A 19,655-nucleotide genomic window follows, 5' to 3' on the forward strand; every position below is an offset into this window, starting at 1 on the left:
CGGTGCCGGCCCCTCGTTCCCGCGCCCCCAGGGAGACGTTCCATGACCCTCGGCCTTCAACCGGAAGCCGGCCCCGCCCGCATGCCCGCGTCCGTCGGCGATCTCTCGGCACACGCCGGCCCGCCGCCGGCCCTCCTGTTCGATCACGTCTCGGTCCGCTTCGGCGCCTATACGGCGGTGAGCGACTCCAGCCTGCACGTGGGGGACGGCGAGTTCGTTTCCATCGTCGGTCCCACCGGCTGCGGCAAGTCCACCTTGCTGAATGTCGCCGCGGGCCTGCTCGAACCCTCGGAGGGCGACATCTGCGTCTATGGCCGGTCGCTGGAGGGCATCAATGCGGATGCCGGCTACCTCTTCCAGGCGGACGCGCTGATGCCGTGGCGAACGGCACTGTCCAACGTCATCACCGGGCTCGAATATGCGGGGACGGAGCGCAAGGCGGCAGAGCGGCTGGGCAACGAGTGGCTCGCCCGCGTCGGGCTTTCCGGACATGGCGAGCGCTTCCCCCACGAAATGTCCGGCGGCATGCGCAAACGCGTGGCGCTGGCCCAGACGCTCATTCGCGACCCCAAGATCGTGCTGATGGACGAACCGTTCAGCGCGCTGGACGTGCAGACGCGCGTGCTGATGGAGAACGAGCTGCTCCAGCTCTGGACCACCTATCGCAAGTCCGTGCTCTTCATCACCCATGACCTGGAAGAGGCGATCTCCCTGTCGGACCGGGTCATCATCCTCTCCGCCGGACCCTCCACGCACCCCATCGCCGAGTTCCGCATCGACCTGCCGCGGCCGCGCGACGTCGCCGAAATCCGCATGACGCCGCGCTTTGTCGAGCTCTACCACCAGATCTGGGACGCCATGAAGGAAGAGGTCCTGAAAGCCTATGAGCGAAATCAGCGCAAACTTGCGGACTGACGCCGTGATCGCCGATCGCAGCACCTCTAGCCGCACTGCCGCCCGCCCGCAACGGCGGCCCCGCCGGCGACCGATGCCCGGCCCCATCGTCCTCACGGCGCTCCAGGCGGCGCTGTTCGCCGCCCTCCTCGTCGCCTGGTATGCGCTGGTGCGGGCCAAGGTCCTGCCGGTCTTCTTCTTCGGCGATCCGGTGCTGGTGTTCCAGCAGATCGTCAGCTGGTTCGTGACGGGCGAGATCTTTGTCCATCTTGCAACCACCCTGATCGAGACGCTGCTCGCCTTCCTGCTAGGGGTGGCGTCAGGCATCGGCATCGGCCTGTGGCTCGGCCTCTCGCCGCTGACGGCGGCCCTGTTCGATCCCTACATCAAGGCGCTCAACGCCATGCCGCGGGTCATCCTCGGCCCCATCTTCATCGTCTGGTTCGGCCTGGGCATCGGCTCCAAGGTGGCGCTGGGCGTGACGCTGGTGTTCTTCGTGGTCTTCTTCAACGTCTTCCAGGGCGTGCGAGAGGTGAACCCGGTCATCCTCGCCAATTCGCGGATGCTGGGCGCGAACCGGCGCCAGCTTCTCACCACGGTCTATATCCCCTCGGCTCTGAGCTGGGTGTTCTCCAGCCTGCACATGTCGGTTGGCATGGCCTTCGTCGGCGCGGTGGTGGGCGAATATCTCGGATCTGCCCGCGGCGTCGGCTACCTGATCCTCCAGGCGGAGGCGACCTTCGACGTCAATGCGGTTTTCGCCGGCATCATCGTGCTTACCGTGTTCGCACTGGTGCTCGACCTCGCGGTGACCCTCGTCGAGCGGCGCCTCATCGTCGGCAAGCCAAAATCCTGACCTGCATTCGCAACTTCACGCCACGCATATTCATCCAGGAACAGTCCGATGACCGACACGACCGAAGCCACCAGCCTGCTGCACAAGGGCATGGAGATCCGCAAGGCGGTGCTGGGCGCCGCCCACGTGGAGCGCTCCATGGCCAATGTGGACGAGTTCGCCCGCCCCTTGCAGGAACTCGTCACGGAATATTGCTGGGGCGCGATCTGGGGCCGGCCGGGGCTGGAGCGCAAGACGCGCAGCATGCTCAACATCGTCATGCTGTCGGCGCTGAACCGTCCGCACGAGCTGAAGCTCCACGTACGCGGCGCGCTCACCAACGGCGTCACCCGCGACGAAATCCGTGAGGTGATCCTGCAGATCGCCATCTATTGCGGCGTCCCGGTGGCGCTGGAGACGTCGCGCATTGCCCAGGAGGTGTTCCGCGACGTCGATGCTGCCGCCGCCGGTTGAGGCGCGGCGCTGGCGCTGGCTTCCAATGGGGAAAAAACCGATCAGAGCCGCGGTCGCCTGACGCATTCTGCGGGGTTGCGCGCGGATCGCTGGTCCGTCTAATCTGGCACCAAGGGGCTCCCGCGATTGCCCCGTGAGGCGCCAGCCTGAAATCGCGTCCTGTTTCCCCTTTGCCAGGGATGGACGCCGTGCCTTCAAACACAGAAATCACCGTGGCCCAGCTCGGCCGCCTCATTGGGCTGCCGACCGCGCCGGTCATTCTCGACGTTCGCATCGACGACGATTACGCCGCCGACAGGCGCATGCTACCCGCCAGCCGCCGGCGATCCCATGTCGACGTCGCGACGTGGGGTCCCGCGCTGGCGGGACGCTCGGCCGTCGTGGTCTGCCAGAAAGGGCACAAGCTCAGCCAGGGCGTGGCCGCATGGCTGCGTCTTAATGGCGTGTCGGCGGAAACGCTGGAAGGCGGATTCGAGGCGTGGCGGGACAGCGGCGGCGTTCTCTTCTCCGAAGCCGCCTTGCCGCCGCGCGATGCTGCCGGGCGAACAGTCTGGGTCACCCGCGCCCGCCCAAAGGTGGACCGCATCGCGTGCCCCTGGCTGATCCGCCGCTTCATCGATCCCGATGCAGCCTTCCTGTTCGTTGGCGCCTCCGAGGTGGAGGGCGTGGCGGAAGCCTTCGCCGCCGCCCCTTTCGACATTGAAGGCGCGTTCTGGAGCCATCGCGGCGAGGCCTGCACCTTCGACACCATGATCGAGGAGTTCGGGCTGCGGTCTCCCGTCCTCAACCACCTCGCTGTCATCGTCCGCGGGGCCGATACGGCACGGCTCGATCTTTCTCCCCAAGCGGCAGGCTTCCTCGCCGCATCCCTCGGCCTCTCCCGCATGTATCGCGACGACCTGCAGCAGCTCGATGCCGGAATGCTGCTCTACGACGCCTTCTATCGGTGGTGCCGCGACGCGGTGGAGGAAACCCACAACTGGCCTGCGGGCCAGCAGAGGCAGGGGTGAGGGGCGCGCCATGGCCATCGCATTCGAAACGAGCGCCTCCGCCGCCGCGCCCGCACGTCCGACCTTTCGCGAGGCGGTGAAAGTCTGGGCGAAGATCGGCTGCCTCAGCTTCGGCGGCCCGGCCGGACAGATCGCTCTCATGCATCGCGAATTGGTGGAGGAGCGCCGATGGATCGGTGAGCAGCGGTTCCTGCACGCGCTGAACTACTGCATGCTCCTGCCCGGCCCCGAGGCGCAGCAACTCGCCACCTATATCGGCTGGCTCATGCATCGCACCGCGGGCGGGCTGGTGGCCGGCCTGCTGTTTGTCCTGCCCGGCGCGGTCGTGATGCTGACCCTCAGCATCCTCTATGCCCTCTACCGTCACGTGCCGCTCATCGACGCGGCTTTTCTTGGCGTCAAGGCGGCCGTGCTCGCGGTGGTCGTGGAGGCGCTCCTGCGGATCACCCGGCGCGCGCTGAAGAATCGCCTCATGGTGGCGATTGCCGCCCTCGCCTTCCTGGCCATCTACGTGCTTCACATTCCGTTCCCGCTGATCATTCTTGCCGCGGGCCTCGCGGGGTGGGCGGGCAGCCGGGCGGCTCCGGAGCTGTTCCAGAGCGCGGGGCACGCAGGCGCGAAGGCCGACACCCTCGGTGTCGTGGACCAGATGTTCGAGCGGGGGGAACTGGCGCATGCCGAGCCGTCGCTCAGGCGCGCAGCGGGCATTCTCGCGATCTGGCTGCCGCTATGGCTCGGTCCGGTCGCGGTGCTTTGGGCGGTCTTCGGAAGCGGGAGCGTCTGGACGCAGATCGGCTCGTTCTTCAGCCTGATGGCGGTCGTCACATTCGGCGGCGCCTATGCAGTGCTCGCCTACGTGGCGCAGGCGGCCGTGGACGGCTTCGGCTGGCTCGCGCCCGGCGAGATGCTGGACGGTCTGGGCTTGGCCGAGACCACGCCCGGCCCCCTTGTCATGGTGCTCCAGTTCGTCGGTTTCCTTGCCGCCTATCGCGCGCCCGGCATTCTCAACCCGATGCTCGCAGGAAGCCTCGGCGCCCTGCTGACGCTGTGGGTGACCTTCGCCCCCTGCTTCTTGTGGATCTTCCTCGGGGCGCCCTATGTGGAGGCCCTGCGTGGCAATCGCGCGCTCGGGGCGGCCCTGTCCGCCATCACCGCCGCCGTTGTGGGCGTGATTTTGAACCTGGTCTTGTGGTTCGCCATCCATGTCGTGTTCCGGGAGGTGGTGAGCCTGCACTGGCACGGCATCGGGCCGGACCTGCCCCTGCTCTCCTCCATCGACTGGCGCGCGGCCGCGCTCTCCGCGCTGGCCATGCTCGCCATGTTTCGGCTCAAGATCGGAATGCTCCCCACGCTCGCGGCGTGTGGTTTGATGGGCATGGTGCTTTCGGCGCTGGGCTAGTTAAAGCCTAGCGCGCCTGTGCGGGCCCGGCCTGTGCCGGCAGGGCGAGGAGGCGCGGGAGGGACCAATCGTCGGCCAGCGCCGCTGCTTTCTCTTTTGCCGAGAGGAGGGCCAGCGCCTCGTCGCGCGCCTCGCAATCCTCGATCTTGGCCCGCGCCACCAGCCGCTCCGGACGGAAGTCGCCGGCCAGGCGCTGCCCGTGCGCGGGCAAGGCGTCGCGATGGAAGGCGAGGAGGCCGGGATCGGCGGCGAGGCGGGCCACCGCCTCCATCGGTTCGCTGGCCTCGGCAAGGGCGGCGCGCAGGTCCATGGCCGCGCGCAGAACGTCCGGCGGCTGCTGGGCCTCCGGGGTCATGAGGAGGCCGTCGGCGCGCGGCCGGCTGGTCCAAACCGCGAGGGGGACCGCGGCAACCAGACCGAGGATGACGGGCGACATCCACGCCATGAGCGGCAGCGAAATGGCGGCGGTGGCCGCGGCAAAACCGAGGCCGATGAGGGTGTGGGGCAGGAAGTGGCGCAAGGCCGGACGCCAGCCGAGGCTGCCGTCGTCGCGCCGCTGGGGATGCCATCCCCCATCCCGCCCCATCAGAATGCTGACCACCGCGAAGGACTGGGACACCATGGTCACCGGGGCCATAAGGCCGGACAGGATGATCTCGCTCAGCATCCCGAGAAAAGTCCGCCCCGCCCCACCGAAGCCGCGGCGCGCGCCGCCGTCGCCCAGCATCAGCCCAAAGGCTATGAACTTCGGCAGCAGCAGCACGGCGATGGTGCCGCCGAACACCCAGGCCGCGCGCACGGGGTCCTGCGCCGGCCAGACGGGAAACAAGGCGAAGCCGGAGGGAAAATAATCGGGCGGCACAAAGCGGGCCTGAAGCGCGGTGAGCAGGCCGGCCAGGAGCATCATCAGCCACAGCGGCGCCGACACATAGGAGCCGATACCGGTGAGAAGGTGGATCCGGCTTGGCGCACTCAGACCCCGCGCCGGCAGCACCGCCGCGTGTTGCAGATTGCCCTGGCACCAGCGGCGATCGCGCACGGCAAGGTCGGTGAGGGAGGGCGGGCCCTCCTCGTAGCTGCCCGCAAGGCCGGGCACCATGTAGACACCCCAGCCCGCGCGCACCAGAAGCGCCGCCTCCACGAAATCGTGGCTCAGGATATGCCCGCCGAAGGGCTTGCGCCCGGAAAGGTGGGGCAGGCCGGCAGCGCCTGCGAAGGCGCGGGTGCGGATGATGGCGTTGTGGCCCCAGTAATTGCTCTGCGGCCCATGCCACCAGGCAAGTCCCTGGGCGATCAGCGGCCCGTAGAGACGGCCGGCGAACTGTTGCAACCGGGCAAACAGGGTTCGGCCGCCGACAATCACCGGCAGGGTCTGAATGAGCGCTGCGCTCGGGTTCCGCTCGAGTGCCGCCGCGATGCGGACCATGCAGTCTCCGGTCATGACGCTGTCGGCATCGAGGATGAGCATGGCCTCGTAGGCGCCGCCGAACCGCGTGACCCATTCGGCGATGTTGCCGGCCTTGCGGTCCGTGTTCTGCGCCCGATGCCGATAATAGAAGCGCCCGCCGGTGCGCCGGCACAGGGCGAGAAAGGCCGCCTCCTCCGCCACCCAGATGTCGGGGTCGGTGCTGTCGCTGAGGATGAAGACGTCAAACTGGCCGCCACGCCCCGTGTCCTGAAGCGAGCGCCAGGTCGCCTCTAGGCCGGCGAATACGCGGCCCGGCTCCTCATTGTAGCAAGGCATGAGGAGAGCGACGCGGATGGAAAGGTCCGGGAGGGGAGCGCCCGGCTCAATGTCGAGGGCCGCCTTGCCCGCGCGCAGGCTGAACGCGCCGCCAATCGCATTGGTGAACGCAAGGGCGATCCAGGCGAACAGAACCACGAAAAGGACCAGGACCGCGCATTCGAGATAAGTCAGGCCGCCGACGTCGAGCACCTCATACATCTCGAAGGCGGCGAGCACCGTAAGCGCGATCGCGCCGCCAAATACGAAGGCGCGGCGGGCCAGGAGCGAGGGGGACAACCTCTGCCGAAAGCTCCGTTCAGGCCGCCGTCCCAGATGCTGCACCGGCATGGCGAGGGGCGCCTCGGGCGGCAGAGCGGCCCTCGGGGGCGCGGTGGTCGCCGGCGCGGCGTCGTTCAGGACGTCCATCGATAGAGCCAGGTCTCGCTGAGAGGCACATCCCCCTTGAGAAGGCGCGCCCTCAGTTCCGCCAATCCCGTCCCCTTGGGCTCGAAGGCGAAGGACAGGCGCACGCCCTTGATTTCGGGATTGGGCTGAACGACCACGTCGCGAACCTCGCCCGCGCTCGCGGACACGTCGGCGCGCACCCCGTCCAAGGCCAATCCCGGCATGGGGCCGTCCACGAGATCGATGACGAAAAGCCGCCGCTCGTCACTGCCGCCGGCGCGCGTCCCGGCCACCCGGCCGAGGCTCGGCGGAGTGGGCATGTCCCAGGTCCAGTGCAGGCGATAGGTGTAGTTGTATTCGCTGCCCTTGCGCAGGGGGTCCTTGGGTCGCCAGAAGGCGACGACGTTGTCGTGGACCTCCTGCGGCGTCGGGATCTCCACCAGATGGACGGCGCCCTCCCCCCAATCGCCGATGGGCTCCACCCACACGCTCGGTCGCCGCTCGTAACGGGCTTCAAGATCCTGGTAATCGAAAAAGGACCGCTGCCGCTGCATCAGCCCGAAGCCGCGCATATTGGAGCCGGAGAAAACGCTGATCTGGAGCCGGCCGGGATTGGCCAACGGGCGCCACAGGCTCTCGCCCGAGCCCTCGATGATGGCGAGACCCTCGGCATCGCGGACAGCCGGACGGAAATCGTCGAAGCCGGCGTGATCGGCGGGTCCGAACAGGAACATGCTGGTGAGCGGCGCAATGCCCGCCTCGCCGAGATCGGTGCGCGGATAAAGCGCCATCTCGACGGTCATCATCGTGGTGTCGCCTGGTCCGATGGTGAAGCGATGCGCGGCGGTCGCGCTCGGGCTGTCGAGAAGGGCGTGAACCACGATGGACGGCACGTCCCGGCGCGGCTGCTCCACGTAGAAGGCCTTGAAGATCGGAAACTCCTCGCCGGAGGGTGCCGCCGTCTTCACCGCAAGCCCGCGGGCCGAGGTGCCGTACACCTGCCCCTTGGCCACGGCGCGGAAATAGCTTGCGCCCTGGAACACCGCGATCTCGTCGAGATAATCCTGTCGATTGAGCCTGCCGTGAAGGCGGAAGCCGGAAAAGCCGAAATCGGAGCCTGCGTTGGGCGCCTTGAGGCCGTTCTCGAACCGGAACAGGCTGGGATCATATGCGACGCGACGCGCCTTGCCATCGGCGACCACGAATACGTCCACCTGGTCGCGGAAGAGGAAGCCACGATGCAGCAGCTGCATCTCGAACGGCAGCTGCTGGCCGCGCCAGATGGCGCGGTCCATGTTGAAGCGGATGTTGCGGTAGTCGTCGTAGCTGAGCTTGTCGAGCTCCGCCGGAAGGGAGCGGTTGCCCTCCTTGAAGGGCTTGGTCGCAAGCTGGCGCGCCATGTTGCGCACCGTCTCGGCATCAAACCGCTCGCCGTCCTGAGCCTGCGCCGGGAGCGCGGCGACTGCATCGAGAGCCGACAACAGTGTGGCCCCAAGCACGAATGACCTGCGATCGAGCAAGGCCTCTCCTCCGCCCCGGATGTGTGGACATGCCTCGGAGGCATTGAGGAAGGAAGCTGCGAACTACGGTCCCGGTTCCCCTTGGGCGCGGCTTTGTGTGCAGTGCAATGGCATGGCACCATTCCCCACGGTAGCGCGCTCTCGTTCTTCCCCTTTGGCCGGGGCGAGACCGGGCCGGGGCCGAAGCGCCGCGCATCAGCCTCCCGAGACGGAAAGTCCCGCAAGGAGCGGCGCGTATGCGGCGAGCCTGCGGGATATGTAGTCGGTGAAAAGCTGCACGCGCTTGGTCTTGCGCGTCTCGCCCTGAGTGAGAAGCCAGAGCGTTCCGTACATGTGCAGATCAGTCCCCGGCACCCTCGCCAGCAGCGGGTCGGCATCGCCGATGAAGCACGGCAGGGTCGTCATGCCGATCCCCTGGCGCACCGCGACGATCTGCGACGCCCCGTCCGTGGTCCGGAACGGAGCGGCTGTGGCACGGACCTCGCCCTCGCGGACCCAGTCCGGGATCCCGTATTTGCTGATGACGATCCAGCGGATGGGCTCCAGCGCGCCTGCCCGCCACGTCGCGAGGCGATCGCGGGACATGTAGACGCCGCCAAATACTTCCGGTCCCTTCAAACCGTGCAGATTGAGCGGCAGGGTCTTGCGGTCGTAGACCACGCGGATGGCAACGTCGGCTTCGCGATTGGTCAGGTTCGCCAGCCCGCTGGACGACAGGACTTCCATCTCGATGTCGCGATACAGGGCCGCGAACTCGGCCAGATCCGGCATGACCAGGTGCGTGGCGAGGATCGGAGGGATCGTGATCCGCAGCAGCCCGCGCACGCTTTGATCGCGGCCCAGCACACGCGCCTCGAGCTGGTGGGACGCGGATTCCATCTGGCTGGCGAGTTCCAGCACCTCTTCTCCCGCAGCGGTCACGCGGTAGCCCGAGGGCAGCTTCTCGAACATGTGCGCCCCGAGGCGCTCCTCCAGCTGGGCGACGCGGCGGAGCACGGTCGAGTGATTCACTCCGAGCAGCTCGGCAGCCGCCCGCACCGAGCCAGCGCGCGCGACGGCGAGAAAATAGCGAACGTCGTCCCAGTCGATCATGGTGCAATCCAGCACCGCATGCAGCGGTTTCAATGCGCGTATCTACCACATCGATTGCGATCTCAGGGGCGCAGCCACACGCTCGAAGGGTGAGAATTATCCGCTCTCTCTCCTCACAGGCGCCTGGACGCGGCTTTTCCACCCTGCTCCATCCGGTTGAATTTCGCACCACGGATGTGCGCGCTTCGGCACTCAACGCCGACAGACTGCAGCCCCATTTCGTGGCTCGCGGGGGCTTCGCTCTCCGCCAAATGGCGCTGAAAGGAACGACGAGATGGGAAAACTTGAGGGCAAGGTCGCAGTCATCACGGGCGGGTCGAGCGGAATGGCGCTGGCGAGCGCCATCCGGTTCGTTGAAGAGGGCGCCTACGTCTTCATCACGGGCCGGCGGCAGGAAACGCTGGACGAAGCCGTCAGCCTGATCGGTCGGAACGTGACCGGCGTGCGCGGCGACGCCTCCAATCTCGAAGACCTCGACCGCCTGTTCGACACGGTGAAGCGGGAAAAGGGCAGCATCGATGTCCTGTACGCGAGCGCCGGCACGGGCGAGGCCCGCCCGCTGGGCGAGATCACCGAGCAGCATTTCGATACGGCCTTCAACCTGAATGCCCGCGGCACGCTGTTCACGGTCCAGAAGGCGTTGCCGCTGTTCAACTACGGCGGGTCGATCTTCATGACCGGCTCGATTGCGTCCATCAAAGGATTTCCCGGTTTCAGCGTTTATGCAGCGAGCAAGGCGACGCTGCTCGCCTTCGCCCGCGGATGGCTCAACGAGCTGAAGGGCCGCAACATCCGGGTCAACGTGCTGAGTCCCGGCCAGATCGCCACCCCTATTCAGGAGCAGATCTTCGACGAGGAGACGAAGCGCTATTTCGAGTCCCTCGTTCCGCGCGGAAAGATGGGGCGCGTGGAAGAAATCGCGGCGGTCGCGCTGTTTCTTGCTTCGGACGACTCCAGTTTCGTGAATGGCGTCGAACTGTACGTCGATGGAGGCACGTCCGCCATCTGAACGGAGGGATTTCTCAATCAATACTGAAGGGAGAGCATCATGACTTATGCGATTGTGGGTTTCGGCAAGATCGGCCAGGCCCTCGCCCAGGCTTTCGCCCGTAGAAACATCGAGGTCGCCGTCGCAAGCCGCCGGCCGCCCGAGGCGCTGATGGCCCAGGCTCAAGCCATCGGGCCCACGGTCGTCGCCAAATCGCTGGCGGACGCGCTCACGGCCGACACGATCTTCCTGGCGGTGCCGTTCGCAGAACACCGGGAGGTGGCGAAGGCGCTGCCGAGCTGGGACGGCAAGACGATTATCGACGCAACGAACGCCCAGTTGCCGCCTGAGGAGCTGGACGGACTCCCCTCCTCAGCTTTCGTCGCGAAGTCGTTTCCCGGCGCGAAGTTCGTGAAAGGCTTCAACCATCTCGTCGCCGCCACCTTGGCCACCGATCCGATGGTAGCGGGCGGGCACCGGGTCGTCTTCCTGGCGAGCGACGACGAGGACGCCGTCCCCTCCGTTGCGGATCTCGCCAAGACCCTGGGGTTCGCACCCGTCAAGCTGGGGAGGCTCAACGAAGGCGGCGCGCTGGTGCACGCGCGGGGCCGGGTGTGGGGCCCGCTCATCTTCCAGGACCTGTTCAAGACCGAGGCATGAGCGGAACAGGAGGCGCGGCTGCTGGCGCTCGCCCCATGGCGAGTGCGGGCAGCCGGCCGGGAAAAATGTCCCCCTCGAGCTGCAGCTGGGATAGCGTGGCCGTGTTTCCTCGAACCGGAGGAGACGCGTGCTGCCCACCAAGGCGCAGCCACTCGGGAGGAAAACATGAAGCTCAAGGATACGACCGGCCACGCCGCCGGCTGCAGCTGCTGTGCGTCGCCCGGGGGCGATGAAGCCGACAGGGGCCTCGGCCGCCGCGGCTTCCTGTGCAGCGCGGTCGCCGGCACCGCCTTTGCGCTGGCAGGCGCGGCGACCCTGCGTCCCCAGCCAGCGGCGGCCCAGAGCACCCTGACGCCGGACGCCGCGCTGAAGGCCCTGATGGACGGCAACCAGCGCTTCATGAGCGGCGACCTGCAGTCTCTGAACGAGGATCTGTCCATCCTCAAGGCCAAGACCGCCGAACGCCAACAACCCTTTGCGGCGGTGCTCTCCTGCGCGGATTCCCGCGTTCCTGTCGAGTATGTGTTCGACCAGACCATCGGCCGGCTCTTCGTTGTCCGGGTGGCCGGCAACATCACCACGCCGGAGATCACCGCCAGTCTCGAGTATGGCGTCGCCGTCCTCGGCGTAAACGTTCTGATGGTGCTGGGGCACACCAACTGCGGCGCGGTCAAGGCCTCCATGGAAGCCAAGGAGGTCCCCGGCCAGATCAGCGCCCTCTACGCTCCCATCCGGCCCGCCGTGGATGCCGCCGGCTCCAACTTCGAAGCCGCCATCGACGCCAACGCCAAGATCCACGCGACCCTTCTGCGCGAGGCCTCGCCCCTCATCGCCACGGCCGTCAAAGAGGGACGCCTGAAGGTCGTTGCCGCCCGCTACGACGTTGCCACCGGCAAGGTCGCGCTGCTGTAGGCCGGAGCAGGCCTTCCCGCCTCCGCCCCAGGCCATTGCCCGCCGCGTCGCCTGACAGGGTGGCGCGGTGCCGGACACCATCATTCGCGGACAACGCTTTCCCCCGCGCGCTACGCAAGCGCCCGGGGGAAAGCGCCTATGCCCAGTTGCGGCAGCAAGTTCTGGACCGCACCGCGCGGAAAGGTACCGGTCGACCGACAGCCGCGACAGAACCGGCCGGGCGAGTGTCTGGGCTATGACTGATTATTTTATATATAGATTGACAAACTGACGGTATTATGGCATTCTATTCGCATTATTATTGTATTTCTGTCTATCTCACCGGATAGCCAATGATGTCTTTTGAATCTCGAGTTTCCCGGCTCCCCTTCTTCCTGTTCATTTCGACGTTATTGGCGATGGCGGGCGCCGGCTGCTCGCCCGACCCCAGTCAATCGGCCGCCCCCGCCGGCGAGAAGATCTTGGTCGCACCGGCGTCCTTGGCGCGCGATACGGTGCTTGCCCTGGCGCAGAAAGTGGCGCGCTGGCAGGTCGCGAACATGCCGAGCTCCCTCCTTCCCGTCCGCGGCAGCGACGAGCGCAATCCGCGCAGCTGGCAGCAGGCGGCGTTCTGGCTCGGCATGACGTGGCTGGCCGACCGCACAAACGATGAGTGGGTGCGCGCCACCATCTTCGACCTCGGCAACCGCAACGAATGGCAGCCCGGCAAGCGCACCTACATGGCCGACGACTATTCCGTGGGCATGACCTATCTGTGGGCCGCGCAGCACGGCGCCGGCGAAATGGCGATTCGCCCGCTGCGGGCGAGCTTCGACAAAGTCCTCGCAAGCCCGTCCCGCGTCCATTTCGCCATGTACAAGGACAAGGCGACCGGCGAATGGCCCTGTGTCAATCGCTGGTGCTGGGCGGATTCCATCTTCATGGGACCCTCCGTCTGGATCGAGCTGTCGCGCCAGACGAAGGATCCGCGCTACCGCGACTTCGCCATCAGCGAGTTCAAGGCCACGAAGGCTTTTCTTTTCGATCCCGAGGAAAACCTATTCTATCGGGACAACCGCTTTTTCGGCCGGCCGGAGGACGGGGGACCGAAAATCTTCTGGGCGCGCGGCAACGGCTGGGTCATCGCCGGGCTCGCGCGCATGCTGAACAGTCTTCCGCAGGACGACCCGGACCGGGCGGATATCGAAAGCCTGTTCCGGGCCATGGCGACGCGCCTCGCCGGCCTGCAGCATCCGGATGGCTTCTGGTCCCCCTCCCTTCTCGGGCCCGCCGGTTCACCTGAAACCAGCGGCACGGGGCTCATCACCTTCGCGCTCGCCTATGGGATCGGTCATGGCCTGCTGGACCGCGTGACGTTCGAACCGGTGGTGCGAAAGGGGTGGAGCGCGCTCGCCAGCGCCGTCAATGCGGACGGCCGGCTTGGATGGGTGCAGCAGCCGGCGGAAAAGCCGGGCGAGGTCACCGCAGCCAGCACCACCCCCTACGGCGCGGGCGCCTTCCTGCTCGCCGCATCGGCCATCGCTGATCTCAATCTGGACGCGGGGGCACCCCGGCGCTGAGATCCACGGACCGCGCCCTGCTACCGCCGCTCCTGAAAGAAAGTGCGCAGCACCTCGGCGGCCTGCCGCTCGGCGATACCGCCATAGACTTCCGGCGCGTGGTGGCATGTGGGCTGGGAGAAGAAGCGCGGACCGTGCTCCACGCCGCCGCCCTTGGGATCCGGCGCGCCGAAATAGAGCCGGCGGATGCGCGCGAAGGAAACCGCCGCCGCGCACATGGCGCAGGGCTCCAGCGTCACGTAGAGATCGCACTGCGTAAGCCGCTCGGCGGAAAGCCGGGCACCGCCGGCGCGGATGACCAGCACCTCGGCGTGGGCGGTGGGATCGTTAAGCTCGCGGGTGCGGTTGCCGTCGCGGGCGATCACCTCCGAGCCCCGCACCAGCACGGCGCCGATGGGGACCTCGCCGCGTTCGGCGGCGGCGCGCGCCTCGTTGAGCGCCATCTGCATGAAGGTTCCGGACATGGTGCCCCTGTGACGCAATGATCGCCGCGCTCGCCGCGCCGCCCCCGCTGTGCTAACTCCCCCTCATGCCGCGCACATCACCGCCCCGCAAGGACAAGAACCGCGTTCCCCGCCAGAAGCGCGAGCTTCCCGCCGCCCCAGCCAAGGAGGCCGAGCGCGTCGCCAAGGTGGTCGCCCGCGCCGGCCTCGGCTCGCGCCGCGAGATCGAGGAATGGATCGAGGCCGGCCGCGTCGCCGTGAACGGCGAGGTGCTTACCAGCCCCGCCGTCACCGTGACACCGGCCGACACCATCACCGTGGACGGCGAGGCGCTCCCCGAGCGGGAGCGTACCCGCCTCTTCATTTACCACAAGCCCAAGGGCGTGGTGACCACCAACCGCGACCCGGAGGGCCGCACCACCCTCTTCGAAATCCTGCCGGAAGGCCTGCCGCGCCTCGTCAGCATCGGTCGGCTGGACCTCAATTCCGAGGGCCTTCTGCTGCTCACCAACGACGGCGGCCTCGCCCGCGTGCTGGAGCTGCCGGAAACCGGCTGGCTGCGGCGCTACCGCGTGCGCGCCAACGGCGAGGTGAACCAGGCCGATCTCGACGGCCTGCTCAAGGGCATCACGGTGGACGGTGTCGAGTACGGTCCCATCGAGGCCGAGCTCGACCGGGTGCAGGGCGCCAACGCCTGGATCACCGTCTCCCTGCGCGAAGGCAAGAATCGCGAAATCCGCAACGTGCTGGGCGCCCTCGGCCTGCAGGTGAACCGGCTGATCCGCGTCTCCTACGGCCCGTTCCAGCTGGGCGAGATCCCCGAGGGCGGCATCGAGGAGGTGCGCACGCGCATCCTGCGCGACCAGATCGGCGCCGACATCGCCGCCGCCGCGGGCGTCGATTTCGACGGGCCGATGGTGGAGCGCGAGATTGGCGAGCTGCCGCCCCGCGTGCCGCTGCGCCCCGCCGGGCGCAAGCAGGCTGCCGCCGACAAGGCCGGTGGGCTCAAGGTGCCGGCCCGCCGGAGCGCGCGCCGGGTGGAGGAGTTCGACGCCCCGGTGGAGGACGTGATCCGTCCCGCCGGCCCCCGCCAGCGCCGCCGCATGAGCGAGGAGCATCAGGTGGAAAGCCGTGGCGCCGTTGCCGATCGCAAGGGCCGCGCGGTGAAGGTCGAGCGTGTGGTTGCCCCCCGCGGTGAAGCTCCGGCCCGCGCAGGACGCCCCCCGCGCAAAGGCGAGGACGCGCGCCCACCGCGCCGGGGCGAAGAGGCGCGCCCCCCGCGCAGGGGCTTCGCCGAGGGCAAGGAACGGCCGGCCCGCGCCGATGCCCGCGGCCCGCGCCGCGACGCGGAAGGCCGCGAGGACTTCCGCCGCCGTCCCACCCGCTCCGAGGGCGAGGAGCGGCCGCGCCGCTTCCGCGACCGCGAGGAGGCGGGCGGACGCGGGGACGCGCCGCGTCGCAGCTACAATGAGGATAGCGGCATCCGCCGCAGCGGCCCGCGCCGCGCGGAAGGCGAGCAGCGGTTCGGCGGCGAGCGTCCGCAGGGCGACCGGCCGATCCGCTCGCGCCCCCGGCCCGAAGGGCGCCCCGACGGCCGTGGCGGCTCCGAGGAACGCCCCCGCGGCCGCAGCCTCGGCGACAAGCCCCCCCGCGGCGAGCGCAGCGACGGCCCGCGCTTCAAGAGCGAGCGTCCCCACGGCGAGCGGCCTCGCAGCGATCGTCCGCAGAGCGATCGTCCGCAGGGCGAGCGCCCGCCGCGCGCGCGGCCCCGCCCGGAGGGCGGCTTTGACGAGCGTCCCGCCGGCCGCGGCCGCAGTTTCAGCGACAAGCCGGCACGCGGTGAGCGTCCGCAGGGCGACCGGCCGTTCCGCGCCCGTACCGGGGCCGAAGGGCGCGGTGGCGACTATTCCGAGCGGCCCGCCGGACGTCAGGGCGCTCCGCGTCCCGGCGGGTTCGGGGGCAAACCGGGGGGTAAACCCGGTGGCAAGCCGGGCGGGCGGGCGGGCGGAAAGCCCGCCGGGAAGCCCTTCGGCCGGCCCGGAGGCGCCGGCGGGAAGCCGGGCGGGAAACCCGGCGGCAAGCCGCAGGCCCCGCGCGGCAAGCGCTGAGCGGAAACCGGCAACGCCATGCGCATCGTCGGCGGCCGGCTGAAGGGCCGCACGCTGAAGGGGCCTGCGTCGAGCCACACGCGCCCGACGTCGGACCGGCTGCGGGAGAGCCTGTTCAACGTGCTGGCCCACGCCTATGGCGACCCCTGCGAGGGCGCGCGCGTGCTGGACCTCTTCGCCGGCACCGGCGCCCTGGGCATCGAGGCACTGTCCCGCGGCGCGCGCTTCACGCTGTTCGTGGAGGAGGCGGCGGAGGCGCGCGGGCTCATCCGCGACAATGTGGAGGCCCTCGGCCTCACCGGCGTCACCAAGGTGTTCCGTCGCGACGCCACCCGCCTCGGCCCGATGGGGCCGGGCGAGCCATACGGCCTCGTCTTCTGCGATCCGCCCTATGGCAAGGGCCTCGCCGAGCAGGCAATCGTGGCGGCGCTGGACGGCGGCTGGCTTAGCACCGATGCATTGCTGGTGGTGGAGGAGCGCACCGGCGCCTTCGTGCCGCCCGAGGGCTTCCGCGAGATCGAGCGGCGCGCCTATGACGAGAGCGAGCTGACCTTCATCGAGCGGGCTTAGGCCCCCTCACCGCTCGCTGCGTACGATCACTTCCATCAGTTCCGCCACCTTGCGCCGCTGGTCCTCGGCGTCGCCGGAGCGGATGGCGTGCTCCACGCAATGGCCCACGTGGTCCTTCAGCACCTCCTCCTCCACCCGCCGCAGCGCCGCGCGCGCCGCCGAGAGCTGGGTGATGATATCAATACAGTAGCGATCCTCCTCCACCATGCGGGAGAGGCCGCGCACCTGGCCCTCGATGCGGCTCAGGCGCTTCAGGACTTGCTCTTTCGTCGGGCTGCGCATGGCTTGCCATATACCCCCTATGGGTATATTGGACAAGGGGCATACCCCCAGGGGGTTTACCGCCCCCCGAATATGAGCCAGCGCAAGGTTACGCCGACGCAGGCGGCCTATGGCTGGCAACCGGATTCGCGGAGCCGCCATGGCAAACGAGCACGACCATTCCTCGCACGACCACGCCGCCCACGGCGGCGATTGCTGCGGCGGCAAGACTCCTCCCCCGCTGGACCTTGCGCCGGCGGCGACGCCCGATGCGGCATCGCCCCTGCCTGAGACGGTGAAGGACCCGGTCTGCGGCATGGACGTGAAGACCGACCCCGCCGCCGGCAAGCCCAGCACGGCGCATGAAGGGAAGACGTATTTCTTCTGCGGGAACGGCTGCAAGACCAAGTTCGAGGCGGCGCCGCAGACCTATCTCGCGCCGGTGAAGGACCCGGTGTGCGGCATGATGGTGTCGCCGGGCACGGCGAAATATTCCGCCCGGCACGAGAAGAAGCCCTATTTTTTCTGCTCCTCCTCCTGCGAGACCAAGTTCAAGGCCGATCCGGTGCGATATGTGGGCGGCGCCGCGCCGCCGCCTCCGCCGCAGGACGTGCCGAAAGGCACCATCTACACCTGCCCCATGGATCCGCAGATCCGCCAGATCGGTCCGGGGATCTGCCCCATTTGCGGCATGGCGCTGGAGCCGGAGATCGTCACCCTCGACGACGGCCCCAACGAAGAGCTGGTGGACATGAGCCGCCGATTCTGGATCGGCCTCGCGCTCACCATCCCGGTGTTCGTGCTGGAGATGGGCCAGCATCTTCTCGGCCTGCACCTTTTGCCCCAGCAGATCTCGAACTACGTTCAATTCGCCCTGGCGACGCCGGTGGTGCTGTGGGTGGGCAAGCCCTTCTTCGAGCGCGGCTGGCTTTCGCTCAAGACGCGCAACCTCAACATGTTCACGCTGATCGCGCTGGGCACCGGTGTCGCCTATCTCTACTCCCTCGTCGGCACCTTCGCGCCCGGCCTGTTCCCGCAGGGCTTCCACGCCCATGAGGGCGGCGTGCCGGTCTATTTCGAGGCGGCGGCCGTCATCACGGTGCTGGTGGCCCTCGGTCAGGTGCTGGAGCTGCGCGCCCGCGACCAGACCTCGGGCGCCATCAAGGCGCTGCTCTCGCTCGCGCCCAAGACCGCGTTGCGCATCCGCGCCGATGGCACGGACGAAGAGATCGACCTCATGCTGGTCGCCCCCGGCGACCTGTTGCGCGTCCGCCCCGGCGAGAAAGTGCCGGTGGATGGCACGGTCGCCGAGGGCCGCGCCGTGGTGGATGAGAGCCTCGTCACCGGCGAGTCGCTGCCGGTGAGCAAGGAAAAGGGTGAGAACGTCATCGGCGGCACCGTCAATTCCTCGGGTGCCTTCACCCTGCGAGCCGAAAAGGTGGGGCGCGACACCCTGCTGTCCCAGATCGTGCAGATGGTGGCGCAGGCCCAGCGCTCGCGCGCGCCCATCCAGCGCCTCGCGGACAAGGTCTCCGGCTGGTTCGTGCCGCTGGTGTTCGCCTGCGCGCTCATCGCGTTCGCCGTGTGGATGGCGGTGGGTCCGGAGCCGCGCCTCACCTTCGCGCTGATGGCGGCGGTGAGCGTGCTCATCATCGCCTGTCCCTGCGCCCTCGGCCTCGCCACGCCCATGTCGGTGATGGTGGGAGTGGGCCGCGGCGCCCAGCTCGGCGTGCTGGTGAAGAATGCCGAGGCGCTGGAGCGCATGGAAAAGGTGGATGCGGTGGTGGTCGACAAGACCGGCACCCTCACCGTGGGCAAGCCCAAGGTGACCGCGGTGGAGGCGTTCGGCGGCCGCGACCGCGACGAGATCCTGCGCCTCGCCGCCAGCCTGGAGCGCGCCAGCGAGCATCCCCTCGCCTCCGCCATCGTGAAGGAAGCCGCCGCCCGCGACCTTGCCCTCGCTGAGCCGGGCGAAGTGGAAAGCCCGGCGGGCAAGGGCATCACCGGACGCGTTGACGGCCGCCGCGTCGCGGTGGGCCATGCGGCCTTCCTGAGCGAGATCGGCATCCCCACCGACCATCACACCGCCGCCGCCGAAGGCTACCGGCGGGATGGCGCGACCGCCGTCTTCGTTGCGGTGGATGGCGCTCCTGCGGGCCTCATCGCCGTTGCCGATCCGGTGAAGGACAGCACCGAGGCGGCGCTGAAGTCCCTGGCACGGGACGGCGTGCGCGTGGTGATGCTCACCGGCGACAACCGCACCACCGCCCTCGCCGTCGCCAAGCGCCTCGGCATCACCGAGGTGGAGGCCGAGGTGCTGCCGGCCCACAAGGCTGAGGTGGTGCAGCGCCTGCGCAAGGAAGGCCATGTGGTCGCCATGGCAGGTGACGGGGTCAACGATGCCCCGGCCCTCGCCGTGGCGGACGTGGGCATCGCCATGGGCACCGGCACCGACATCGCCATGGAAAGCGCCGGCATCACCCTGCTGAAGGGCGACCTCTCCGGCATCGCCCATGCCCGTGCCCTGTCGCGCGCTACCATGTCCAACATCCGGCGGAACCTCGTATTCGCCTTCCTCTACAATGCGGCGGGCGTGCCCATTGCGGCCGGCGTGCTCTATCCAAGCCTCGGCCTGCTGCTGTCGCCCATGGTGGCGGCGGCCGCGATGGCCCTCTCCTCCGTGAGCGTCATCGCCAACGCCCTGCTGCTGCGCACCTTCAACCCGCGCTGAGGCGACCCGGCAGCGGGATCGCGGCGCGCAGCGGCTTTACAGGCTGGCGCGCGCCGCCGATCATCCCC

At 68.4% G+C, this 19,655-nt stretch carries 17 protein-coding genes; 12 read left to right on the plus strand and 5 right to left on the minus strand.

Annotation, left to right across the window (positions count from 1 at the left end; all coding sequences use genetic code 11):
* Window positions 1-81 precede the first annotated feature (81 nt).
* The 5 genes from ABLE93_RS10370 to chrA all read left to right on the plus strand — a co-directional run bounded on the left by ABLE93_RS10370 (window position 82) and on the right by chrA (window position 4,612).
* Entirely contained in the window at window positions 82-915 is an 834-nt protein-coding gene (locus ABLE93_RS10370) for an ABC transporter ATP-binding protein (RefSeq protein ID WP_510183008.1), read from the plus strand.
* A gap of 73 nt (window positions 916-988) precedes the next feature.
* The gene (locus tag ABLE93_RS10375) at window positions 989-1,750 is read left to right on the plus strand and encodes an ABC transporter permease (protein ID WP_348839707.1); all 762 of its coding nucleotides are present in this window, start codon (window positions 989-991) and stop codon (window positions 1,748-1,750) included.
* A 48-nt stretch (window positions 1,751-1,798) separates the two neighbouring features.
* Window positions 1,799-2,203, plus strand: a complete 405-nt coding sequence (locus ABLE93_RS10380) for a carboxymuconolactone decarboxylase family protein (RefSeq protein WP_348839708.1) — start codon at window positions 1,799-1,801, stop codon at window positions 2,201-2,203.
* A gap of 188 nt (window positions 2,204-2,391) precedes the next feature.
* On the plus strand, window positions 2,392-3,213 hold the full coding sequence (locus ABLE93_RS10385) for a chromate resistance protein ChrB domain-containing protein (protein ID WP_348839709.1): 822 nt from the start codon (window positions 2,392-2,394) through the stop codon (window positions 3,211-3,213).
* A 10-nt stretch (window positions 3,214-3,223) separates the two neighbouring features.
* Window positions 3,224-4,612, plus strand: coding sequence for a chromate efflux transporter (gene chrA, locus ABLE93_RS10390; protein ID WP_348839710.1), 1,389 nt, complete (start codon window positions 3,224-3,226; stop codon window positions 4,610-4,612).
* 7 nt (window positions 4,613-4,619) lie between these two features.
* Here chrA and mdoH read toward each other — a convergent pair whose 3' ends face one another.
* The 3 genes from mdoH to ABLE93_RS10405 form a co-directional block, all read right to left on the minus strand.
* Window positions 4,620-6,764, minus strand: coding sequence for a glucans biosynthesis glucosyltransferase MdoH (mdoH, locus tag ABLE93_RS10395; protein ID WP_348839711.1), 2,145 nt, complete (start codon window positions 6,762-6,764; stop codon window positions 4,620-4,622).
* Window positions 6,752-8,263 (minus strand): OpgD/OpgG family glucan biosynthesis protein, encoded by a 1,512-nt coding sequence (locus tag ABLE93_RS10400; protein ID WP_348839712.1) that lies wholly within the window; start codon window positions 8,261-8,263, stop codon window positions 6,752-6,754. The genes mdoH and ABLE93_RS10400 overlap by 13 nt, the downstream gene beginning before the upstream one ends.
* Before the next feature lie 195 nt (window positions 8,264-8,458).
* Window positions 8,459-9,355, minus strand: coding sequence for a LysR family transcriptional regulator (locus ABLE93_RS10405; protein WP_348839713.1), 897 nt, complete (start codon window positions 9,353-9,355; stop codon window positions 8,459-8,461).
* A 274-nt stretch (window positions 9,356-9,629) separates the two neighbouring features.
* On the opposite strand from ABLE93_RS10405, the gene ABLE93_RS10410 reads away from it, so the two are divergent.
* The 4 genes from ABLE93_RS10410 (at window position 9,630) to ABLE93_RS10425 (ending at window position 13,474) form a co-directional block, all read left to right on the plus strand.
* Window positions 9,630-10,364 carry an SDR family NAD(P)-dependent oxidoreductase gene (locus tag ABLE93_RS10410; RefSeq protein WP_348839714.1) on the plus strand — a complete coding sequence of 245 codons (735 nt, stop codon included), beginning with the start codon at window positions 9,630-9,632 and terminating at the stop codon, window positions 10,362-10,364.
* A 39-nt stretch (window positions 10,365-10,403) separates the two neighbouring features.
* Window positions 10,404-11,003, plus strand: coding sequence for an NADPH-dependent F420 reductase (locus tag ABLE93_RS10415; protein ID WP_348839715.1), 600 nt, complete (start codon window positions 10,404-10,406; stop codon window positions 11,001-11,003).
* Window positions 11,004-11,168: 165 nt separating this feature from the next.
* Window positions 11,169-11,915 (plus strand): carbonic anhydrase, encoded by a 747-nt coding sequence (locus ABLE93_RS10420; protein WP_348839716.1) that lies wholly within the window; start codon window positions 11,169-11,171, stop codon window positions 11,913-11,915.
* A gap of 539 nt (window positions 11,916-12,454) precedes the next feature.
* The gene (locus ABLE93_RS10425) at window positions 12,455-13,474 is read left to right on the plus strand and encodes a glycoside hydrolase family 88/105 protein (RefSeq protein ID WP_348839717.1); all 1,020 of its coding nucleotides are present in this window, start codon (window positions 12,455-12,457) and stop codon (window positions 13,472-13,474) included.
* A 20-nt stretch (window positions 13,475-13,494) separates the two neighbouring features.
* Here the strand turns inward: ABLE93_RS10425 and ABLE93_RS10430 are convergent, their stop codons facing one another.
* Window positions 13,495-13,938: a nucleoside deaminase gene (locus ABLE93_RS10430; RefSeq protein WP_348839718.1), complete on the minus strand. Its 444-nt coding sequence runs from the start codon at window positions 13,936-13,938 to the stop codon at window positions 13,495-13,497.
* A gap of 65 nt (window positions 13,939-14,003) precedes the next feature.
* Between ABLE93_RS10430 and ABLE93_RS10435 the strand changes: the two genes are divergently transcribed.
* Both ABLE93_RS10435 and rsmD read left to right on the plus strand, forming a co-directional pair.
* The gene (locus ABLE93_RS10435; protein WP_348839719.1) at window positions 14,004-16,025 is read left to right on the plus strand and encodes a pseudouridine synthase; all 2,022 of its coding nucleotides are present in this window, start codon (window positions 14,004-14,006) and stop codon (window positions 16,023-16,025) included.
* Window positions 16,026-16,043: 18 nt separating this feature from the next.
* The gene (rsmD, locus tag ABLE93_RS10440; protein ID WP_348839720.1) at window positions 16,044-16,595 is read left to right on the plus strand and encodes a 16S rRNA (guanine(966)-N(2))-methyltransferase RsmD; all 552 of its coding nucleotides are present in this window, start codon (window positions 16,044-16,046) and stop codon (window positions 16,593-16,595) included.
* Window positions 16,596-16,601: 6 nt separating this feature from the next.
* Here the strand turns inward: rsmD and ABLE93_RS10445 are convergent, their stop codons facing one another.
* Window positions 16,602-16,877 (minus strand): metal-sensitive transcriptional regulator, encoded by a 276-nt coding sequence (locus ABLE93_RS10445; protein WP_348839721.1) that lies wholly within the window; start codon window positions 16,875-16,877, stop codon window positions 16,602-16,604.
* Window positions 16,878-17,016: 139 nt separating this feature from the next.
* Between ABLE93_RS10445 and ABLE93_RS10450 the strand changes: the two genes are divergently transcribed.
* The gene (locus ABLE93_RS10450; RefSeq protein WP_348839722.1) at window positions 17,017-19,587 is read left to right on the plus strand and encodes a heavy metal translocating P-type ATPase; all 2,571 of its coding nucleotides are present in this window, start codon (window positions 17,017-17,019) and stop codon (window positions 19,585-19,587) included.
* Window positions 19,588-19,655 lie beyond the last annotated feature (68 nt).

It is taken from the genome of Xanthobacter pollutisoli (assembly GCF_040044995.1).
Classification (GTDB): Bacteria; Pseudomonadota; Alphaproteobacteria; order Rhizobiales; family Xanthobacteraceae; genus Xanthobacter.